This window comes from Geodermatophilus sp. SYSU D00867, assembly GCF_054050315.1.
Genome location: NZ_JBJGZC010000012.1, coordinates 98561 through 115431 on the forward strand (window position 1 = coordinate 98561; position 16871 = coordinate 115431).

Here is a 16871-nt window from a genome sequence, read left to right on the forward strand (position 1 = left end):
GGCGCCGCCGGCCCGAGCCGGGTCCCCGCCGGCCCTACGACCCCGCCGTCCCGACGGGCACGTCCAGCTGCACCTGCCCGGCCTCCTGGAAGGCGAACGTGACCTGGACGGTGTCCGTGGTGGTGATGTCGGCGGTCACGTCGTCGAGCTGCATCCGGACCTGGCCCCGGGTCGCGTCGACCGAGCCGTCGGCGGGCAGGTCGATGCCGTCGGGGCTGCTGTCGCCCTGCTCGTCGAGCAGCGTGACCGACCCGGCCGCGGGCGTGCTCACCGAGACCAGCCGGTCGTCGGTGTCCCCGTCGTTGGTCAGCGCGCCGCGGAGGGCGACCGAGTCGCCGGCGGCGATCGTCGCGTCGGCGTCGAGGTACACGTCGCTGAGGGCCACCTGCCCGACCGAGCCGTCGACGCCCGGGGTGTCCGGCGTCTCCCGGGCGGTCTCCGCGTCCTGCCCCGTGCCGCACGCGGCGGCGAGGAGGACGAGGACCGCGGCGCCCGTCGCCGTCCCGAGGGGTGCGCGTGCTCCGGTCCGCTGCTCCACGGGCCCTCCTGACGCCGGCACGGACTGTGGCGTACCGGTCATCGTGCTCCGCGTGACCGCTCGCGCCCAGCGGGTCGCGCGCGGGTCCGGGCTCAGGCGCCGGGCGTGGCCTGCAGGTCCTCCCGCCGCCGGACGCGCACCGCGCGGAACGGCCGCCCGTGCGCCGGCTCCTCGACCCAGTCCACGGTGACCACCTGCCCGGCGCGCAGCGTGCCGCCGGCCGGGTCGACGGCGGCGGCGTCGGCCCAGCAGTCGCCGGGCAGGCCGGGCACCTCCACGACGGCGCCGCGCGCCTGCTCGTCCCAGCGGACCACGGTGCCGGTGGACGTCCCCCTGCGCGTCATGCAGCGAGGGTGCGGGCCGCGGCGCCCCGTGGCAACGACGTGCTACCGCGCACATCCCGGACGCCTGCGACCCCCGCGGGCGTTGTACCCGTCGTGAGCACCCCGAGCACGACCACCGAGCGGGCCCTTGACGCGGCCGGCCCGCTGACGGAGGCCGTCCTCGCCGACGGCACCCCGGCCCTGGTCTGGCCGCTGCTGGACACCGACGGCGAGGCGCTGCGGGCCGGCTACGCCGAGCTCTCGCCCGAGTCGCGGCGTTCCCGCTTCCTCACCGACCTGCCCGAGCTGTCCGACTCCCTCCTGCGGCTCCTGGTCGACGGCGTGGACGGCGTCGACCACGTCGCCGTCGTCCTCACCGCCTTCCCCGTCGACGGCGGCGCCCGCCCGGTCGGCGTGGCCCGGCTGGTGCGCTGGCCCGGCGAGCCGGAGACGGCCGACGTCGCGGTCACCGTGCTCGACTCCTGGCAGGGCCGCGGTGTGGGCCGGGCGCTGCTGGACGCCGTGCTGGCCCGCCGGCCCCGCGACGTCGTCCGGCTGCGCACGACCGTGGCCGCGCACAACCGCGCCTCGCTGGGGATGCTGCGCCGGGCCGGCCGGCTGACCGCGCGGCACGAGGGCGGGGGCGAGCTCACCGTCGAGGTGACCGACCTGCCCCCGGTCCCCTGACCCCGGGCGCGCAGCAGGCGCCGCTCGGCGCGCGCCGCGACCCGTCCGGTCCGGGCGACGCGCGGGCGGGCGCCCCGGACGAGCCCGCGCGCGCCGGCCCGCCCCCAGCGGCGGCGGTGCGCGCGACACTGACCGCGCCGTCGCCGTCCGTCGACCGAACCGGTGGTGGACCATGGGGAGGACCGACCGGCCCGTCGTCCCCGACGGGCTCCCCCGGCTCAGGGCCGGGTGGCACGCGTCGCCGGAGCAGGGCGCGTGTCTCATGGAGTACGTCTCGGTGCTCGCCGGGACCTCCTTCGACGACCACCCCCGCTGCACCGACCCCACCCTGGCCGCGCTGGCCCGGCTGGTGAACGACGCCTCCACCGACGACGGGCGGCCGCTGCTGGCCGCCTTCGCCCCCGCCCTGGCCGGCACCGCCCGCTTCCGGGACGCCCGCCGCACGGCCGCCGTCGTCCACGCCGCGGTGCGGGCCGCCGCCGCCGCGGCGGAGCACCCGGCCCTGCTGCGCCGGCACCTCGCCCGCGCCGGGCGGCGGTGCGTCCGCGTCGCCGGCACCGGGCCGCGGGCGGGCCTCGCCCGGTGGCTGGACCCGCTGTACCGGCAGGGGCCGGGGCGCCACCGCCTGGAGGCGGCGGTCGCCGCGCTGTGGGACCTGCCCGGACCGCGGCGGGACGCCGCCCTGCGGGCCACGCTGGCCGCGGCCGTCGCCGCCGCCCGCGCGCCGGTGACCGGCGGGCCGGTCCCGTCAGCTCACGTGCCGGGTCCCCGGCCCGACCAGCTCCAGGCGTAGCGGCCGTCGTCGGAGGCGGTGCCGGCCTCGCCGAGCTCGAGCGGGCGGAAGGTGTCGACCATGACCGCCAGCTCGTCGAACCGCTCCGCGCCGAGCGACCGCTCCACCGCGCCGGGCTGCGGGCCGTGGCTGTGCCCGCCGGGGTGCAGCGAGACCGACCCCCTGCCGATCCCCGAGCCCCGGCGCGCCTCGTAGTCGCCGTCGACGTAGAACATGACCTCGTCGCTGTCGACGTTGGAGTGGTAGTAGGGCACCGGCACGGCCAGCGGGTGGTAGTCGACCTTCCGCGGCACGAAGTTGCAGATGACGAAGTTCGCGCCCTCGAACACCTGGTGCACCGGCGGCGGCTGGTGCACCCGCCCGGTGATCGGCTCGAAGTCCGCCACGGCGAACGCGTAGGGGTAGAGGCAGCCGTCCCAGCCGACGACGTCGAAGGGGTGCTCCGGCGTCACGTGGACGGTGCCGGCCAGCCCGCCGGGCCCGGGGCCGCGGTGCTTGACGTACACCTCGACGTCGGTGCCCTCGGCCAGCAGCGGGGCGTCCGGGCCGCGGAGGTCGCGCTCGCAGTAGGGCGCGTGCTCGAGGAACTGCCCGTAGCGGGACAGGTAGCGCCTGGGCGGCGCGATGTGGGAGTTGGCCTCGATCGCGTAGGTGCGCAGCGGCTCGTCGCCGGTGGGGACCCAGCGGTGGGTGGTGGCCCGCGGGACCACCACGTAGTCGCCCGCGCCGGCCTCCAGCGCGCCGAACACGGTCTCCACGGTGGCGGTGCCGCGCTCGACGAACACGCACTCGTCGCCGACCGCGTTGCGGTAGTACGGGCTGGGCAGCGACGAGACGGCGTAGGAGATGCGGACGTCGGCGTTGCCCAGCACCAGCCGTCGGCCGGTGACCGGGTCGACCCCCTTGGGCTCCTCCCCCGGGAACAGGTCGTGCAGCCTGAGGTGGCGCGGCACGAGCGGTGCGTTCGGCGTCAGGGTCTGGTCGGGCAGCTCCCACGGGCGGGCGTCGACCAGCGCCGAGGGCAGGCCGCGGTGGTAGAGCAGCGAGGAGTCGCTGGAGAAGCCCTCCTCCCCCATCAGCTCCTCGGCGTACAGGCCGCCGTCGGGACGCCGGAACTGCGTGTGCCGCTTGGGCGGGACCTCGCCCACCCTCCGGTAGAACGCCATGGTGGCCTTCCTGGTGAGGGACTCGAACCGCCACCCTTCAGGGGCCCGCGCCGAGCGGAGCGAGGCCTGGGGGGAAGGGTGGCCCTCCTAGAAGTTGCCGCGCTTCTCCTGCTCGCGCTCGATGGCCTCGAAGAGTGCCTTGAAGTTGCCCTTGCCGAAACCGAGCGAGCCGTGCCGCTCGATGAGCTCGAAGAACACCGTCGGCCGGTCGCCGGTGGGCGTGGTGAAGATCTGCAGCAGGTAGCCGTCCTCGTCGCGGTCGACGAGGATCCCGCGGGCCTGCAGCTCCTCGATCGGCACGCGCACCTCGCCGATGCGGGCCCGCAGCCCCGGGTCCTCGTAGTAGGAGTCCGGCGTCGCGAGGAACTCGACGCCCTCGGCGCGCATCGCGTCGACGGTGGCGACGATGTCGTCGGTGGCCAGCGCCACGTGCTGGGCGCCGGGACCGCGGTAGAACTCGAGGAACTCGTCGATCTGCGACTTCCTCCTCCCCACCGCCGGCTCGTTGAGCGGGAACTTGACCCGGTGGTTGCCGTTGGCGACGACCTTGCTCATCAGCGCGGAGTAGTCGGTGGCGATGTCGTCGCCGATGAACTCCGCCATGTTGGTGAAGCCCATGACCCGGTTGTAGAAGTCGACCCAGCGGTCCATGGCGCCGAGCTCGACGTTGCCGACGACGTGGTCGACGGCCTGGAACAGCCGGCGCGGGCGGCCGGGCCGCGGCCGGTGGGACGACGTCCGGGCGACGTAGCCGGGCAGGTAGGGGCCGGTGTAGCGGGAGCGGTCGACGAGGGTGTGCACGGTGTCGCCGTACGCCCCGATGGTGGCCAGCCGGACGGTGCCGTGCTCGTCGGTGAGGTCGTGCGGCTCGGCGACGACGGTGGCGCCCTGGGCGCGGGCGTGGGCGACGCACCGGTCGACGTCGGGCACGGCGAGGGCGATGTCGACGATGCCGTCGCCGTGCGCGCGGTGGTGGTCGGCGCGGGGGCTGGCGGGGTCGTAGGCGCCGGTGACGACGAAGCGGGCGGCGCCGGAGCGCAGCACGTAGGCGCGGTGGTCGCGGTTGCCGGTCTCGGGGCCGGAGTAGGCGATCAGCTCCATGCCGAAGGCCGACTGGAGGAAGTGCGCCGTCTGCACGGCGTTGCCGACGACCCACACCAGCGCGTCCCAGCCCGAGACCGGGAACGGGTCGGCCGACTCGTCGTACTGCACCAGGCCGACCAGCTGCTCCAGCTGCCGCAGGTCGAGTCCGGCCAGGCGTTCCTCGTCGTTGAGGGTCTGCTCGATCGACACCGGAGGCCTCCTCTGCGCGGGGACGTGGGGAGAGCCCACTGCGGGAGGCCGTGCTGTGCAACCCTGACCGCAGGTGCTGGTCCGGCTGCACCGCTGGCCCAGCGGACCGGCCTGTCGACTGGGCAGACTGCACAGCTCGCGCCCCGGGAGGACGCATGACGCTCGACGCGCTGGACGTCGCGGTGCTGGAGGCGCTGCGGGAGCACCCCCGTGCCGGCGCGCTGGAGCTGTCCCGCCTGCTCGGCGTGGCCCGGGCGACGGTCACCGCCCGCGTCGCGCGCCTCGAGCGGTCCGGCGTCGTCACCGGCTACGGCCCGGACGTCGACGTCGCCGCGGCCGGGTTCGGTGTCCAGGCGTTCGTGACGCTGGAGATCGCGCAGGGCGCGATCGAGGCGGTCCGCGCCGACCTCGAGGCCATCCCCGGTGTGCTGGAGGCGCACGCGACGACGGGCAGCGGCGACGTCCTGTGCCGGGTGGGCGCGGCGTCGCACGAGGCGCTGCAGCAGGTGCTGGTCGAGCTCAACCGGTCGCCGTCGGTGGTCCGGTCGACCAGCGTCGTCGCGCTGTCGGAGCTGGTGCCGCGGCGGACCCTGCCGCTGCTGCGGACCGGGGCCGCCCCGGACGCCGGCCGCTCGCGGATGCCCCGCGCCTGAACGGGGGCCCGGACGCGCGGCGACGTCAGGCGGTGGCCTCCCCGGGCGCCGCGGTCCAGGAGAGCGGGCGTCCGGTGCCGGTGCGGACCACCGTCACCGGGCACGGCGCGTGGTGGACCAGCTGGTCGCTGGTCGACCCGAGCAGCAGCCCGGCGAAGCCACCGCCGCCCCGGGCGCCGACGACGAGCAGGTCCGCGCCCCCGGCCGCCTGCACCAGGACCCGGGCCACCGGGCCGTGGACCGCGTGCGTGCGCACTCGCACCGCCGGGTCGAGGCCGGCCGCGGCGACGCAGCGCTCCAGGTCGTCGCGCACGGCCTGCTCGGAGTCCTCCAGGGGCGGGACGTAGCCCGGTTCCCAGGTGGACGGCCGCGGCGCGGTGGTCAGGCTCCACGCCCGGAGCACGTGCAGCGGGAGTCCGGTCCGCCCGACCAGGCCGGCCGCCCACACCAGCGCCTCCTGGGCGCCGGCGGAGCCGTCGTGCCCGACCAGCACCCCTCCGTCGATGGTCACGGACTCGCACACCTCGGCCACCGGCCCGGTCCCTCCTCGCGATCGGTGCCCCGCACCCGCCCGCCGGTCGCGGGCGGCAGCGGCACCGCGGGGGGCAGGGGCACGGCGCCGTCACACGGGCAACTGCCCGCCGGCCCGCGGAGTTCCACGGACGGGGGCCACGGACGTCCCGCGGCCCCGTCGCGTCGTGGGGGGCGGTGGCCCGGCTGTCGGCCGCGCACGGCTGGGAGGCCGCCGGCGACCGGAAGACCGTCCGGGCGTGGCTCGGCTCCCCGCCGCCCCCGCTGCTGCCGCCGGCCGAGCGCGTGCAGCGGGCCGCCCAGCAGGCCCGCGACCTCGGCCGGCTCCTCGCCGACACCGACACCCGGATCGCCGCGACCTTCGACCGGCTGACCGCCGAGGCGGTGGAGCGCGGCCGGGCCGACCGCGCCGCCACCTACCGCACGGTCGCCCGGGTCATCCGGCACCACGCGGCGCAGGGCCGGCGGGCCGCCCGCCGGCCCTGACCCGCCGCCCGCGCCGACCGCACCGCCCGCGCGGTCAGGCCGGCGACGAGCGGCGTTTCTCCGGCTTCGTCCGGGTCTCCGGTGCACTCCGCGGCGCGGGAGGAGCCGGCTCCGCCCAGCTCTCCGCGGCGGTCGGCACCTCCTCGTCCGCGCGGTCCTGCTGCGCGGCGGAGGCCGCGCCGCAGGAGGTCGGCCACGTCAGCTCCAGCTCCAGCTCGATCTCGTCGCCGTCGACCTCCACCTCCAGCTCGCAGCGGAGCCGGTCGCCGACCGACAGCTCGACGGTGCTGGTCCCCAGCCGGACGGCGACCTCGCCGTCGTCGGACTCCAGCCCCTCCGCCAGCGACCGGAGGAGGCGGGCGACCTCCGGGCGGCTGAGCGTCAGTTCCTGCTCGATCTTCACGTCCGCCACGGCCCTCTCCGTCCTCCCCGGGCGCGCCGCACGGTGCACCGCACCTGCCGACCACGGTGGCACGCCGGGCCGGCGGCGTCGACGGTCCCGGGACCCGGCATCCGGACGATCCGGTCCCCCATCCCTCCGGGATGAGTCCGGCGTGACGACCGCAGCGGGACCGTGTCGGGCATGGACGCAGCAGTGCGTACGACCCCTCGCAGGAGCGACTCCAGGATCACGGGGTGGCACCGGGACGCGGCGCGCTTCCTCGCCGGCTGCATCGGCACCGGAGCCGTGCTTGGGGCCGCGGTGGCCGCCGTGCGGGCACCGCACGGCTGAGGCGGTGGGCACCGGCGGCGCCGGGGTGGTCCGCCGGCCGGGGTCGTCCCGACGGACGGGATGTCGCCGGTCGGGGACCGCAGGGCGGGACGCCGACGCGCGTGCGCGAGCTGCGGGTGCCGGTCAGAGGGGCCGGGCGAGCTCGGCCAGGACCCGTCCGGTCAGGCGTCCCGGGAGCGCCGGGTCGGCGGGTGGGCGCTGCTCCCACTCCCCCAGCCGCACGGAGGTCTCGACGACCAGCCGGCAGCGGTCGAACCGCCGCTCCCCGAACCCGAGCAGGACGGCCGGCACGTCGTCGTCCTCGGCCAGCACGTCGGCGAGGACGACGGAGTCCTCGATCGCCAGGCCGACGCCGTAGGCCATCTGCGGCGTGGTGGTGTGGACGGCGTCCCCGACCAGCACCGTCCGGCCGCGGGACCACGGCAGCGGGACGAGCAGCGACTGCAGCGACCGCACGTCGACGTCGTCCACGCGGTCCGCGACCAGCGGCACCGCGCCGCCGAAGGGGCGCAGGCGCTCGCGGAAGGCGGCGGCCAGCCGGTCGGGGTGCGGGCGCTCCACGCCGCGGTCGGGCTCCAGCAGCCAGACGTAGAGCGAGGAGTCCGACACCGGGACGACGCCGACCTTCCCCCGCTCCGGACCTCCGTCGAGCATCGAGTACCGCGTCACCTCGGGTGGCCGCGGGGCCGGCGCGCGCCAGATCAGCTGCCCGTTCGGCCGGGGCTCGGGCGCGGCCGGCAGGACCAGGGCCCGGGTGCGCGAGTGCAGCCCGTCCGCGCCGACGACCACGTCGACGACCTCGGTCGTACCGTCGGAGAGCCGGACCTCGACCCGGTCCCCCCTGTCGGCCAGCGCGGTCACCGTCGTGGCCGGCCGCAGGTCCGTGCCCGAGGCGGTCACCGCGGCGACCAGGACCTCGCCGAGCGCCGCCCGCGAGATGGCCACCGAGGCCGGCCTCCCCTCGAGCAGGGACGGCGGCCTCAGCACCGTCCGCACCGTGCCGCTCGCGTCGCACAGGTCGATCTCCTCGTGCGCGCGGCCCCGCTCGAGGCAGGCCTCGAGCAGCCCGAGGGAGTCCAGCGCCCGCAGCGGCGCGCTCTGCAGGACCAGCCCCGGACCCGACGGGCGGATCACCGGGTGCGCCTCCACCAGCACCACGTCGGCTCCCCGGCCGGCCAGGGCGACCGCGGCCGTGCACCCGGCCGGTCCGGCGCCGACGACCAGGGCCCTCACGTCGCCGCCTGCAGTCGCGGCGCCGCGGTCCGGGGCGATCCGGCGCCCAGCCACAGCGGCATCACCGACGGCCGGAACAGCGCGTCGACGACGAGCAGCGCGCCGCCGGTCGTCCCCTCGCGCGGGTCGAGGGAGGAGGTGCGGACGGTCAGGGCGCGGGCGGCCAGCTCGATGGCGCCGTCGTACACCGCGCGCTCGAACTCCGCGAAGAACTGCGGACCGGACCGCAGCACGCCACCGCCGAGGACGAGGGTGCCCGGGTTGGCGAAGTTCACGATGCCGGCCACCGCGGTGCCGGTGACGCGCCCCGCCCGGGCCACCGCGGCCCGGGCGGCCTCGTCGCCGGCGGCGGTGGCGGCACCGATGTCCTCCCCGGTGATCCGACCGGTGCGCGCCAGGCACTCGGCCAGCACCGGGCTGCGGCCGGCCCGCGCCTCCCCGGTCAGCCGCCGGACCAGCGCCCAGCCGCCGGCGACCGCCTCCAGGCACCCGGTCTTCCCGCACCGGCAGACCGCGGACGGGTCGTCGGTCACCCGCACGTGGCCGATGTCGCCGGCGGCACCGCTGTCCCCCCGGTGCAGCCGCCCACCCGTGACCAGGGCACTGCCGATGCCGGTGGCCACCTTGACGAACAGCAGGTCGCGGCGCTCGCGGGGTGTGCCGCGTTCCCACTCCCCCAGCGCCATGAGGTTGACCTCGTTGTCGACCCAGACCGGCGCGTCGTACCGGACGCCGAACCGGTTCCGGACGTCGGCGCCGTCCCAGCCCGGCATCATCGGCGGGGCGATGACCCGGCCGGTCGCGACGTCGACCGGCCCGGGGAGGCCGACGGCCACCCCCCACACCGGCCGCTGCGGCACCGCGGCCAGCAGGTCCCCGAACAGCGCCTCGACCCGGGACAGGACGCGCTCGGGCCCGTCGCGGACGTCGATCCGCTCGAACCGGTGGGCGAGTCCGGTGCCGGCGAGGTCGCTGACCGCCGCGTGCAGGGACACCGCCCCCAGGGACGCCGAGAGCACCAGGCCGGCCTCGGTGCGCAGCCGCACCGCCCGTGACGGGCGGCCCCGGCTGCCGGTGGCGAGGGGGTCGACCTCCGCGAGCACGCCGAGGTCGACCCCCTCGCGCAGCCGGTCGTTGACGACGGTCCGGCCCAGCCCGGTCACCGCCTCGAGCTCCGGCCGGGTGACCGCGACGCCGGTGCGGACGAGGTCGACGATCTGCGCGAGGACGAGGACGTCGCGCGCCGACGGCGGCCGGGTCACGGGCCCTCCTGGAGGGGGACGACGGGTCAGTGCCGGGCGGCGGCCGCGGCCGCGGGGGTGGCCCGGTCGAACCGCGACGGGTCACCGGCGTAGTAGGGCCACACCCGCCACCGCGCCGCGCCGGTCCGCTCGGGCGGTCCGAGTGTGACCTGCCCGGTGGCCGCCCACTCGACGCCGCGCACGAGCAGCGTCATGAAGGGGACCTTGCGGAAGGTGTCCCAGTCGTGCCCGAGGACGATGCTCACGCTCCGCCCCGCACCCCACTCGTTGGCCCACGCCAGCGGCTGGTCGGTGTCCATGCCGGGCAGGTCCTCGATCCCGCCGGGCGGGATGTCCACCGGGGTGTGCGCGTTCGGCCAGCCGGCCCGCCGGTAGGTCGCCACGTCGTCGAACACGGTGAGCAGGACCGTCGCCGACGGGTCCATCCGCGCGCCGGTCAGCACGTCGTCGTTGACCACGGACCACTCCGCGGGCAGGCCCTCGGTGATGGCGTGGCGCGGCTCCGGGAACCGGACGGTCACCTCCGCCTGGGGGCGGGGGCGCAGGCCCGTGGTCCTGCTGAGCGTGGCCCCCCGCATCCGGTCGAACTCCTCGGGCCAGCCCCACTCCGGCTCCTGCACGGAGGAGCCGTGGAACCACAGCACCCCGCGGCCCTCGTCGCGGACGAAGCGGATCAGCGCCTGCTCGGTGGTGTCCCCGAGCCGCTCGGCCGGCGAGTGGTAGTCGTCCCGGCCCTCGTACATGACCAGGACGACGTCGAAGCGGTCGAGCAGTTCGTCGCCGACGCCGCGGAACTCCTCGAGCACCCGGACGCGGAACCGGCCGGTCGACTCCAGCAGCGCCGTCAGCATGCCGGTGTGGTGCCGGAAGCTGCGGTGCTCGTTGTCGTGCTCGACGGTGACCCGGCCGGTCGCGATGAGGACGTCGAGCTTGTCCCCGCTCACGCCTGCGCCGCGACCGACCGGATGTACTCGACCGACCTCGTGGTCTCGACGGTCGGGAAGTACTCGAGACCGATCGGGCCGTCGTAACCGGAGGCGCGCAGGACGGCCAGCTGGGCGGGCCAGTCGACGGCGCCGCTGCCGGGCTCGCCCCGGCCCGGCGCGTCGGCGAGCTGCACGTACTTGACGTGGCCCGCGGCGTTCGCCAGCTCGGTCGCCGGGTCCTCGCCCTGGGCGATCGAGTGGTAGAGGTCGTAGAGGATCCCGAACCGGTCGCTGCCGATGGCGCGAGCGACGTACACGGCGTCCTCGGTGCGGTCGGTGAGCGCGCCCGGGTGGTCCACCCGGGAGTTGACCGGCTCGAGGACGAAGTCGACACCCGAGTCGCTGTGCCGCTCCACCGCCTCCCCGTACATGTCGATGATCACCTGGTGGTTCCGCTGCCGGTTCATGCCCGGGAAACCCACGCCCGAGGCGAGCACCACGCGCGGGCAGCCGAGGAGCTTCGCGTGCTCGACGGCGACGTCCAGTCCCTCGTGGGCCGGCGCGAGGTCGGTGCCCGGGAAGGTGAAGCCCATCCGCGGGCCGGCGAGCAGCGAGGTCAGCTGCACGCCGGTGTCGGCCAGCGCCTTGCTCAGCGAGTCGAGGTCCTTGTCGGTGGAGAACCACATCTCGACGGCGTCGAAGCCGGCGGCCGCGGCGGCGCGGACCCGGTCGCCGGCGTCGGCACCGGCCTCGGTGAAGAGCAGTTCGATGTTGGCGGAGAGCTGGTACACGTCAGGAGTCCTTCTCGAAGAGGGCGGCCGTGATCGACCGGCGGATGAGGTCGTGCTGCTTGCGGACGAGGTCGACCGGGTCGGCCTCGTCGAGGTCGGCGAAGGCGTGGCCCTCCCACTCGCTGGAGAAGAAGCCCGAGTACCCGCCGCGGACGAACTCGCGCACGATCGCCGGGTAGTCGATGGCCGGCTCGTCGCCGTGCTCGTCGATGTCGTAGAACTTGGCGTGCACGTGCGTGATCTGCGGCATGATGTCGGCCCACTCGGCGGGGTCGACGTGGCCGTGCATGTTGAACGCCAGCCGGGCGAAGGAGCCGAGCGACTCCGGGGCGGTGCCGCGGGAGTGCAGGTACTCGACGAACTCCCCGTGGCGGGCGTTGATGTCCGCGTCGGTGGCCCAGATCCGCTGCAGCTCGTCGAGGTCCTGCTGCGACAGGCCCATCCTCCCGAGCTTGCGCAGGATCGTCGGCGACATGGCGCGCATGGTGGAGCTGAAGTCGGCGACGAAGCCCAGCCGCTCCGAGCCGATCTCCGCGTACGTCTCGCGGATCTCCAGGACCTTCGGCGAGTTCGGCCCGAGCGGGGCGTGCAGCTCCCAGCCCATGGTGAGGTCGAGTTCCTCGGCCACCGGCAGCAGCCGGCGGATCAGCTCCGGCTTCGCGCTCTGGATGCGCACCAGCGGGAAGCCGAGCGCGTGCGCGCTGCGGAACTGGGCGACGGTGAACTCGAACTCCTCGTCCGGCGTCATGTCCCGGTCGCGGCGGCGACCCGTGTCGAGGTTGCAGCCGAACGAGCTGGGCACGAAGCCGTGCCGGTCGAACGCGTCCCGCCAGTCCCGGACGAACTCCGGCGTCACCTCCGGGTAGGTGCGGATCGTCTGGGAGGCGACGATCTCGATCCCGGGGCCGATGCCCGCGGCGTCGACGACGTCGAGCAGGCCGGCCAGGTCGTAGCGGCCGGCGGCCCACTCGCTGGTCAGCGAGTAGAGCGTGAGCCCGAGCGTGATGCCGCTGCCCGGCACGGCGGGCTCCGCGGCACGCGCGGGAGCGGTGGCGGTCATCGGGCGGCTCCGTGCGCGATCAGGGAACGGCGGTCGCGGGCGTGGTTGGTGACGTACGTCGTCGGCGCGATCTGCATGTAGGGCAGCCGCAGGTCGACGGTCACCTCGACGTCGACCTCCTGCCCCTCGGCCGGCGGCTCGTCGAGCGGGACGACGACCACGAGCCGGTCCTGGACGAACCAGAGGACGTCCCACTGCTCCCGGAGCTCGCCGACCCCGAAGACCCGCTCCCCCAGCTCGACCCGCAGGTCGTCCTCGGGGACCGCGCGGCCCTCGACGGAGACCGCGATGTCGCTGACGCTGGACAGCCAGAGGCTGCGGTACCAGGGCAGGGTGAGCGCGATGCCGAGGCCCTCCGGCCGCCGGACCAGGCTGTCGGCGGTGAGGACGGTGTCGCCGGTGGCCATCAGGAGACGCCCTCCGGTGCGGCGCCCTCCACGAGCGGCCGCAGCTCGCGCTGCACGAGGTAGCCGGCGAGCAGGGCGCTCGCGGCCGGGTGCGGGCTCTGGTCGCTCTCCACGACGATCCAGCCGGAGTACCGCGCCGCCAGGAGCGCGCGGGTGACCGCGGCGAAGTCGACGAGTCCGCCGTCCACGCCCGGCTCCCCGAACCAGCGGGGCACCTCGCGGACGCCGCCGCGGGCCCGGACCGTGTACTCGGCGGCCGGCTGCAGGTACTCCTCCTCGGCGTCGACGGCGAGGGCGTCCTTGAACTGGACGTGCCGGATCCGGTCGCCGTGCTGCTCGATCACCCGGACCGAGTCCACCCCGGCGACGGCGTCCTCGCCGGTGTCCACGGCGAGGCCGACCAGGTCGGGGTCGGTGCGCGCCAGCAGCCGCTCGAGGGCGTCGCCGCGGCGCAGCGCGGACAGGAAGTCCACGTGCAGCGCCGTCTCGACGCCGTGCTGCCGGGTGGTCCGGGCGACCCGCTCCCAGCAGGCGGCCAGCCGGCCGATCGCGTCGTCGTCGAGGGGCTCCGCCGCCCCGGCCGACGGTGCCGGCCGGACGAGCAGGACCGATCCGCCGAGCTCGGCGAGGGCCGCGGCGAACTCCCCCGCCCGCTCGGCCAGCGCGGGGGCGTCGTCCGCCGACAGCGGCGACAGCGGGCCGGTCAGGTGCTCCGTCGAGCGCTGCATCGGGTCCCACGCCCAGCTGGAGACGCAGTCGACGGCGCAGTCGGCGAGGAAGGCGCGGAAGCCGGCGAGGGAACCGAAGTTCGCCTCCAGCTGCTGCGGGTTGCCCAGCGGCTCCCAGCGGCCGCTGCCCGAGGTGAGCTCGACGCCCTCGAACCCGGCGATCGAGAGGGTCTTCAGCGCCCGCTCGTGCTGCTCGCGGCGGACGAAGTCGTCGAACTGGGGCTTCCACTGGTTGATCGCGTAGGACCACCGGACGCCGCTCACCGGTAGATCTCCTCGAGGACGTTCTTCGCGTACCAGCGGGAGATCGCGGTGCTCTCGGAGTAGTCGCCGCCCTCCTTGTTGGCCTTGTCGTGCTCGACGGAGATCCAGCCGCGGTACCCGTTGTCCCGGACCGCGGTCATCATCGCCTCGAAGTCGACGAGCCCGTGCGGGGTGCCCATCTCGTAGAACCACTTCCCGGTGGTCGGCGCCATGATCTCGGAGTCCGGCCGGTGCCGGTGGTCGTCCCCGGTCGCGACGTTGCGGGTGTCCTTGAAGTGGAAGCCGCTGACCCGGTGCGCGTGCCGCCGGTACAGGGCCACCGGGTCGACGCCGGCGATGCAGTGCTGCGCGGTGTCGACGAACAGCGACACGTACCGCGGGTCGGTGTGCTCGTAGAACAGCTCGATGTCCGGCTCGCTCTGGATGCCGCAGAAGAACTCGTGGTGGCAGGTGAGCCGGACGCCGTGGCTCGCGGTGATCTCGCCGACCTTGTTCCACAGCTCCGCGGTGGTCTTGATCTTGTCCGCGGTGACCGGCTCCATGTCGTAGTACAGCGTCGCCGGCATCACGATGATGTTGTCGAGCCGGATCTCCGACCAGCGGCCCATGGTTACCCGGAAGTCCTCGAGGATGTTCTCGTGGGTCTCCGGCAGGTGGGGCGCGTAGTTCCGCAGGTCGTAGTCGGCGGCGTGGAAGGTGTTGACGATCCGCTCCAGGCCGTGGTCCTGGACCATCTCCTGGTACTTCGCGGGACCGCCGTAGTCGCCGAGGATCTGCCAGATGCGGAAGTCGAAGGTGTCGATGGCGTCGAAGCCGGTCGCCTTCACCTGCTTGAGGAACGCCGACATCGTCCTGTGCGAGTGCCACTGGTCGACCGGCCCCGAGGGCCCGTTGCTGCGCCAGTGGTCCATGTAGCTCCACTTGACGCGCCGCTCGCCGGCGTCCGTCCCGGGTGCGCTCATCGCTTGGCCACCCCCAGCTCGTGCTGCAGGTACCAGCTGTTGAGCATCGCCAGCTCGGCCGGGTTGCCGCCGTGGTCGCTCTCGACGACGACCCAGCCGGGGAAGTCCCGCTCGCGCAGGGCCGCGACGAAGCCGGGGACGTCGACCAGCCCGCCCTCGGTGCCCAGCTCGAAGAACCAGCGCTCGATCCGCCGTCCGGCGCCGCCCTTGAGCATCGTGCTCTCGGCCCCGGGCATGAGGTACTCCTCGCCGGTGTCGGCGTAGCGGGTGTCCTTGAGGTGCACGTGGGTCACCCGGTCGGCGTGCTCGCGGTAGAAGGCGACCGGGTCGATGCCGCCGATCGTGAACTCGGCGGTGTCCAGGGCGAGGCCGACGGCGGCCGGGTCGGTCGCGTCGAGCAGCGCCGTCAGCTCGTCGGCGGTGTGCACGGCGCCCAGGCAGTCGTAGTGCAGCGCCAGGCCCAGGCCGGCCGCGGACGTCAGCTCGCCGATCCGGTTCCAGACGTCGCCGACGACCTTGATCCCGTCGGCGCCGAGCGGCGGGCTCATCCAGGCCGAGCCGACCGGGCGGACGACGAGCTGCTCCGCGCCGACGCCGGCGAGGAAGTCCACGAACGGCTTCGCCCACTCGACGATCGCGTCGTGGTCGTCCGGGTTCGCCGTCGAGCGGAAGGCGTACCCCTCCTCCTCCTCCGCGGGCGCCTGCGGGTCCCAGAACAGGCTGGAGACGCCCCGCACCTCCGCCCGGCGCAGGAAGTCGAGGAAGCCGGCGTGGCTGCCGTGGTTGAGCAGGATGACCTCGGGGCGGCTGATGTTGTCCCAGCGGCCGGTGCCCGACGCCAGCTCGACGTGGTCGAACCCGCAGGCGGAGACGGTCTTCAGCGCGCGCTGCTGGTCCTCGTGCCGGACGAAGACGTCCAGCCGGACGTTCCACTGGTTGAGGGCGTAGGCCCAGCGCAGGGTGTCCCTCATCGCGCGCTCTCCAGTCCGCGGCGCGCCTCGGCCTCGGCCTCGGCGAGCACGTTGTCGATGTACCACTTGGCCACGGCGGTGGCCTCGGCGTAGCTGCCGCCGCCGAGCTCGGCCTTGTCGTGCTCGACGGTCAGCCAGCCGTCGTAGCCGGAGGTGACGATCTCCTTCATGAGCGTCGGGAAGTCGACCAGGCCGCCCTCGCCCATCTCGTAGAACCACCGGGTCACGTGCGGCGCCATCAGCTCCGGGTCCGGCGGCGTGCGGTAGGCCTCGTGCTCGTCGACGTTCCTGGTGTCCTTGAAGTGGAACCCGGTGCAGCGGTCCCGGTAGTCGCGGAACAGCTGGATCGGGTCGACGCCGGCGATCGTGTGCTGGGCGGTGTCGCAGAAGAAGAAGACGTACTCCGGGTCGGTGTACTCGAAGAACAGCTCGAGCTGCGGGCGGGTGCGGATGGCGCCCCAGAACTCGAAGTGGCAGGTGGTCTTCATCCCGTGCTCGAGGGTCAGCCTGCCGACCCGGTTCCACAGGTCCGCGACGACCTTGATCGTGTCGTCGGTGACCGGTTCGGTCTGCCAGTGGGTGGACGTCGGCATGACGATGAAGTTCTCGACGCCGGTCAGGCCCTCGCAGGTGCGCAGGGTGTTCGTGCAGTCGGCGACGATCCGGTCGTGCGTCTCCCGGACGTGGGGCGCGGTGTACCTCGTGGCCGACGGGTAGGCGGAGAAGATCCCGGTGATCTTCTCGAACCCGTTGTCCTGCAGGAACCGCTCGAAGCCCGGCACCGAGCCGTACATCCCGGCGAGCGCGTGCAGGTAGAAGAAGAAGGTGTCGAAGCCCGTGAAGCCCAGGGCGGACAGCTGCTTGACGTACCGGTCCATGTAGGCGCGGTTGAACGACGGGGGCTGCGGCCCCTGCGGCGTCTCCGTCACCCAGTGGTCCATGTAGGACCACTTGGTCCATGCCACGGTCGGTTCCCCTCTGCCGGAGCCCGGCGGGTCATTTATGCATGTTCCGTACAGAAATCGTGGCGACCGGTGACCTGCGGCACAAGCTCATCCGGTCGA

The 16871-nt window shown here is 74.7% G+C and carries 20 protein-coding genes; 4 read left to right on the forward strand and 16 right to left on the reverse strand.

Features of this window, described 5'->3' with window-relative positions; genetic code table 11:
- Nucleotides 1-34: 34 nt before the first annotated feature.
- Both ACI8AK_RS13300 and ACI8AK_RS13305 read right to left on the reverse strand, forming a co-directional pair.
- A complete protein-coding gene (locus tag ACI8AK_RS13300) occupies nt 35-538 on the reverse strand; it encodes a copper chaperone PCu(A)C (RefSeq protein WP_387988126.1) in 504 nt (167 codons plus the stop codon).
- 92 nt (nt 539-630) lie between these two features.
- Complete coding sequence (locus ACI8AK_RS13305; RefSeq protein WP_387988125.1) at nt 631-882, reverse strand: hypothetical protein; 252 nt, start codon at nt 880-882, stop codon at nt 631-633.
- Between the two features lie 93 nt (nt 883-975).
- Here ACI8AK_RS13305 and ACI8AK_RS13310 point away from each other — a divergent pair, with 93 nt between their 5' ends.
- Complete coding sequence (locus ACI8AK_RS13310; protein ID WP_456956602.1) at nt 976-1548, forward strand: N-acetyltransferase family protein; 573 nt, start codon at nt 976-978, stop codon at nt 1546-1548.
- Nucleotides 1549-1810: 262 nt separating this feature from the next.
- On the forward strand, nt 1811-2341 hold the full coding sequence (locus ACI8AK_RS13315) for a hypothetical protein (protein WP_456956604.1): 531 nt from the start codon (nt 1811-1813) through the stop codon (nt 2339-2341).
- Here the strand turns inward: ACI8AK_RS13315 and ACI8AK_RS13320 are convergent.
- Together ACI8AK_RS13320 and hppD are read right to left on the reverse strand one after the other, a co-directional pair.
- Nucleotides 2302-3507 carry a cupin domain-containing protein gene (locus tag ACI8AK_RS13320; RefSeq protein WP_456956606.1) on the reverse strand — a complete coding sequence of 402 codons (1206 nt, stop codon included), beginning with the start codon at nt 3505-3507 and terminating at the stop codon, nt 2302-2304. The genes ACI8AK_RS13315 and ACI8AK_RS13320 overlap by 40 nt on opposite strands.
- Before the next feature lie 87 nt (nt 3508-3594).
- Nucleotides 3595-4800, reverse strand: a complete 1206-nt coding sequence (gene hppD, locus ACI8AK_RS13325; RefSeq protein ID WP_387988121.1) for a 4-hydroxyphenylpyruvate dioxygenase — start codon at nt 4798-4800, stop codon at nt 3595-3597.
- Between the two features lie 155 nt (nt 4801-4955).
- Between hppD and ACI8AK_RS13330 the strand changes: the two genes are divergently transcribed.
- Nucleotides 4956-5453, forward strand: coding sequence for an Lrp/AsnC family transcriptional regulator (locus ACI8AK_RS13330; RefSeq protein WP_387988120.1), 498 nt, complete (start codon nt 4956-4958; stop codon nt 5451-5453).
- A 25-nt stretch (nt 5454-5478) separates the two neighbouring features.
- Here the strand turns inward: ACI8AK_RS13330 and ACI8AK_RS13335 are convergent, their stop codons facing one another.
- The gene (locus ACI8AK_RS13335) at nt 5479-5964 is read right to left on the reverse strand and encodes a universal stress protein (RefSeq protein WP_387988119.1); all 486 of its coding nucleotides are present in this window, start codon (nt 5962-5964) and stop codon (nt 5479-5481) included.
- A gap of 197 nt (nt 5965-6161) precedes the next feature.
- On the opposite strand from ACI8AK_RS13335, the gene ACI8AK_RS13340 reads away from it, so the two are divergent.
- Nucleotides 6162-6470, forward strand: a complete 309-nt coding sequence (locus ACI8AK_RS13340) for a hypothetical protein (protein WP_456902424.1) — start codon at nt 6162-6164, stop codon at nt 6468-6470.
- Nucleotides 6471-6504: 34 nt separating this feature from the next.
- On the opposite strand, the gene ACI8AK_RS13345 is transcribed toward ACI8AK_RS13340, so the two are convergent.
- From ACI8AK_RS13345 to ACI8AK_RS13395, 11 genes are all read right to left on the reverse strand, one after another.
- The gene (locus ACI8AK_RS13345; protein WP_456902423.1) at nt 6505-6882 is read right to left on the reverse strand and encodes an amphi-Trp domain-containing protein; all 378 of its coding nucleotides are present in this window, start codon (nt 6880-6882) and stop codon (nt 6505-6507) included.
- A 444-nt stretch (nt 6883-7326) separates the two neighbouring features.
- Nucleotides 7327-8436, reverse strand: coding sequence for an FAD-dependent monooxygenase (locus tag ACI8AK_RS13350; protein ID WP_387988116.1), 1110 nt, complete (start codon nt 8434-8436; stop codon nt 7327-7329).
- Nucleotides 8433-9698 (reverse strand): ROK family protein, encoded by a 1266-nt coding sequence (locus ACI8AK_RS13355; RefSeq protein WP_456956608.1) that lies wholly within the window; start codon nt 9696-9698, stop codon nt 8433-8435. Before ACI8AK_RS13355 ends, ACI8AK_RS13350 begins: the two co-directional genes overlap by 4 nt.
- Before the next feature lie 26 nt (nt 9699-9724).
- Nucleotides 9725-10642: a ThuA domain-containing protein gene (locus tag ACI8AK_RS13360; RefSeq protein ID WP_387988114.1), complete on the reverse strand. Its 918-nt coding sequence runs from the start codon at nt 10640-10642 to the stop codon at nt 9725-9727.
- Nucleotides 10639-11415 (reverse strand): TIM barrel protein, encoded by a 777-nt coding sequence (locus ACI8AK_RS13365; RefSeq protein ID WP_387988113.1) that lies wholly within the window; start codon nt 11413-11415, stop codon nt 10639-10641. The genes ACI8AK_RS13360 and ACI8AK_RS13365 overlap by 4 nt, the downstream gene beginning before the upstream one ends.
- A gap of 1 nt (nt 11416) precedes the next feature.
- Nucleotides 11417-12475 carry a sugar phosphate isomerase/epimerase family protein gene (locus ACI8AK_RS13370; RefSeq protein WP_456956609.1) on the reverse strand — a complete coding sequence of 353 codons (1059 nt, stop codon included), beginning with the start codon at nt 12473-12475 and terminating at the stop codon, nt 11417-11419.
- On the reverse strand, nt 12472-12882 hold the full coding sequence (locus ACI8AK_RS13375; protein ID WP_456902420.1) for a C-glycoside deglycosidase beta subunit domain-containing protein: 411 nt from the start codon (nt 12880-12882) through the stop codon (nt 12472-12474). The genes ACI8AK_RS13370 and ACI8AK_RS13375 overlap by 4 nt, the downstream gene beginning before the upstream one ends.
- Entirely contained in the window at nt 12882-13874 is a 993-nt protein-coding gene (locus ACI8AK_RS13380; protein ID WP_456902419.1) for a sugar phosphate isomerase/epimerase family protein, read from the reverse strand. The genes ACI8AK_RS13375 and ACI8AK_RS13380 overlap by 1 nt, the downstream gene beginning before the upstream one ends.
- A complete protein-coding gene (locus tag ACI8AK_RS13385) occupies nt 13871-14836 on the reverse strand; it encodes a sugar phosphate isomerase/epimerase family protein (RefSeq protein ID WP_387988109.1) in 966 nt (321 codons plus the stop codon). The genes ACI8AK_RS13380 and ACI8AK_RS13385 overlap by 4 nt, the downstream gene beginning before the upstream one ends.
- A complete protein-coding gene (locus ACI8AK_RS13390; RefSeq protein ID WP_456956611.1) occupies nt 14833-15807 on the reverse strand; it encodes a sugar phosphate isomerase/epimerase family protein in 975 nt (324 codons plus the stop codon). Before ACI8AK_RS13390 ends, ACI8AK_RS13385 begins: the two co-directional genes overlap by 4 nt.
- Nucleotides 15804-16772, reverse strand: coding sequence for a sugar phosphate isomerase/epimerase family protein (locus ACI8AK_RS13395; RefSeq protein WP_387988107.1), 969 nt, complete (start codon nt 16770-16772; stop codon nt 15804-15806). Before ACI8AK_RS13395 ends, ACI8AK_RS13390 begins: the two co-directional genes overlap by 4 nt.
- Between the last annotated feature and the right edge of the window lie 99 nt (nt 16773-16871).

Bases quoted from the DNA above. Each gene is read 5' to 3' on its own strand.
- ACI8AK_RS13375 (WP_456902420.1), bottom strand. From the start codon at position 12,882: ATGGCCACCGGCGACACCGTCCTCACCGCCGACAGCCTGGTCCGGCGG.
- ACI8AK_RS13315 (WP_456956604.1), top strand. From the start codon at position 1,811: ATGGAGTACGTCTCGGTGCTCGCCGGGACCTCCTTCGACGACCACCCC.
- ACI8AK_RS13305 (WP_387988125.1), bottom strand. From the start codon at position 882: ATGACGCGCAGGGGGACGTCCACCGGCACCGTGGTCCGCTGGGACGAG.
- ACI8AK_RS13370 (WP_456956609.1), bottom strand. From the start codon at position 12,475: ATGACCGCCACCGCTCCCGCGCGTGCCGCGGAGCCCGCCGTGCCGGGC.
- ACI8AK_RS13390 (WP_456956611.1), bottom strand. From the start codon at position 15,807: ATGAGGGACACCCTGCGCTGGGCCTACGCCCTCAACCAGTGGAACGTC.
- ACI8AK_RS13330 (WP_387988120.1), top strand. From the start codon at position 4,956: ATGACGCTCGACGCGCTGGACGTCGCGGTGCTGGAGGCGCTGCGGGAG.
- ACI8AK_RS13320 (WP_456956606.1), bottom strand. From the start codon at position 3,507: ATGGCGTTCTACCGGAGGGTGGGCGAGGTCCCGCCCAAGCGGCACACG.
- ACI8AK_RS13385 (WP_387988109.1), bottom strand. From the start codon at position 14,836: ATGAGCGCACCCGGGACGGACGCCGGCGAGCGGCGCGTCAAGTGGAGC.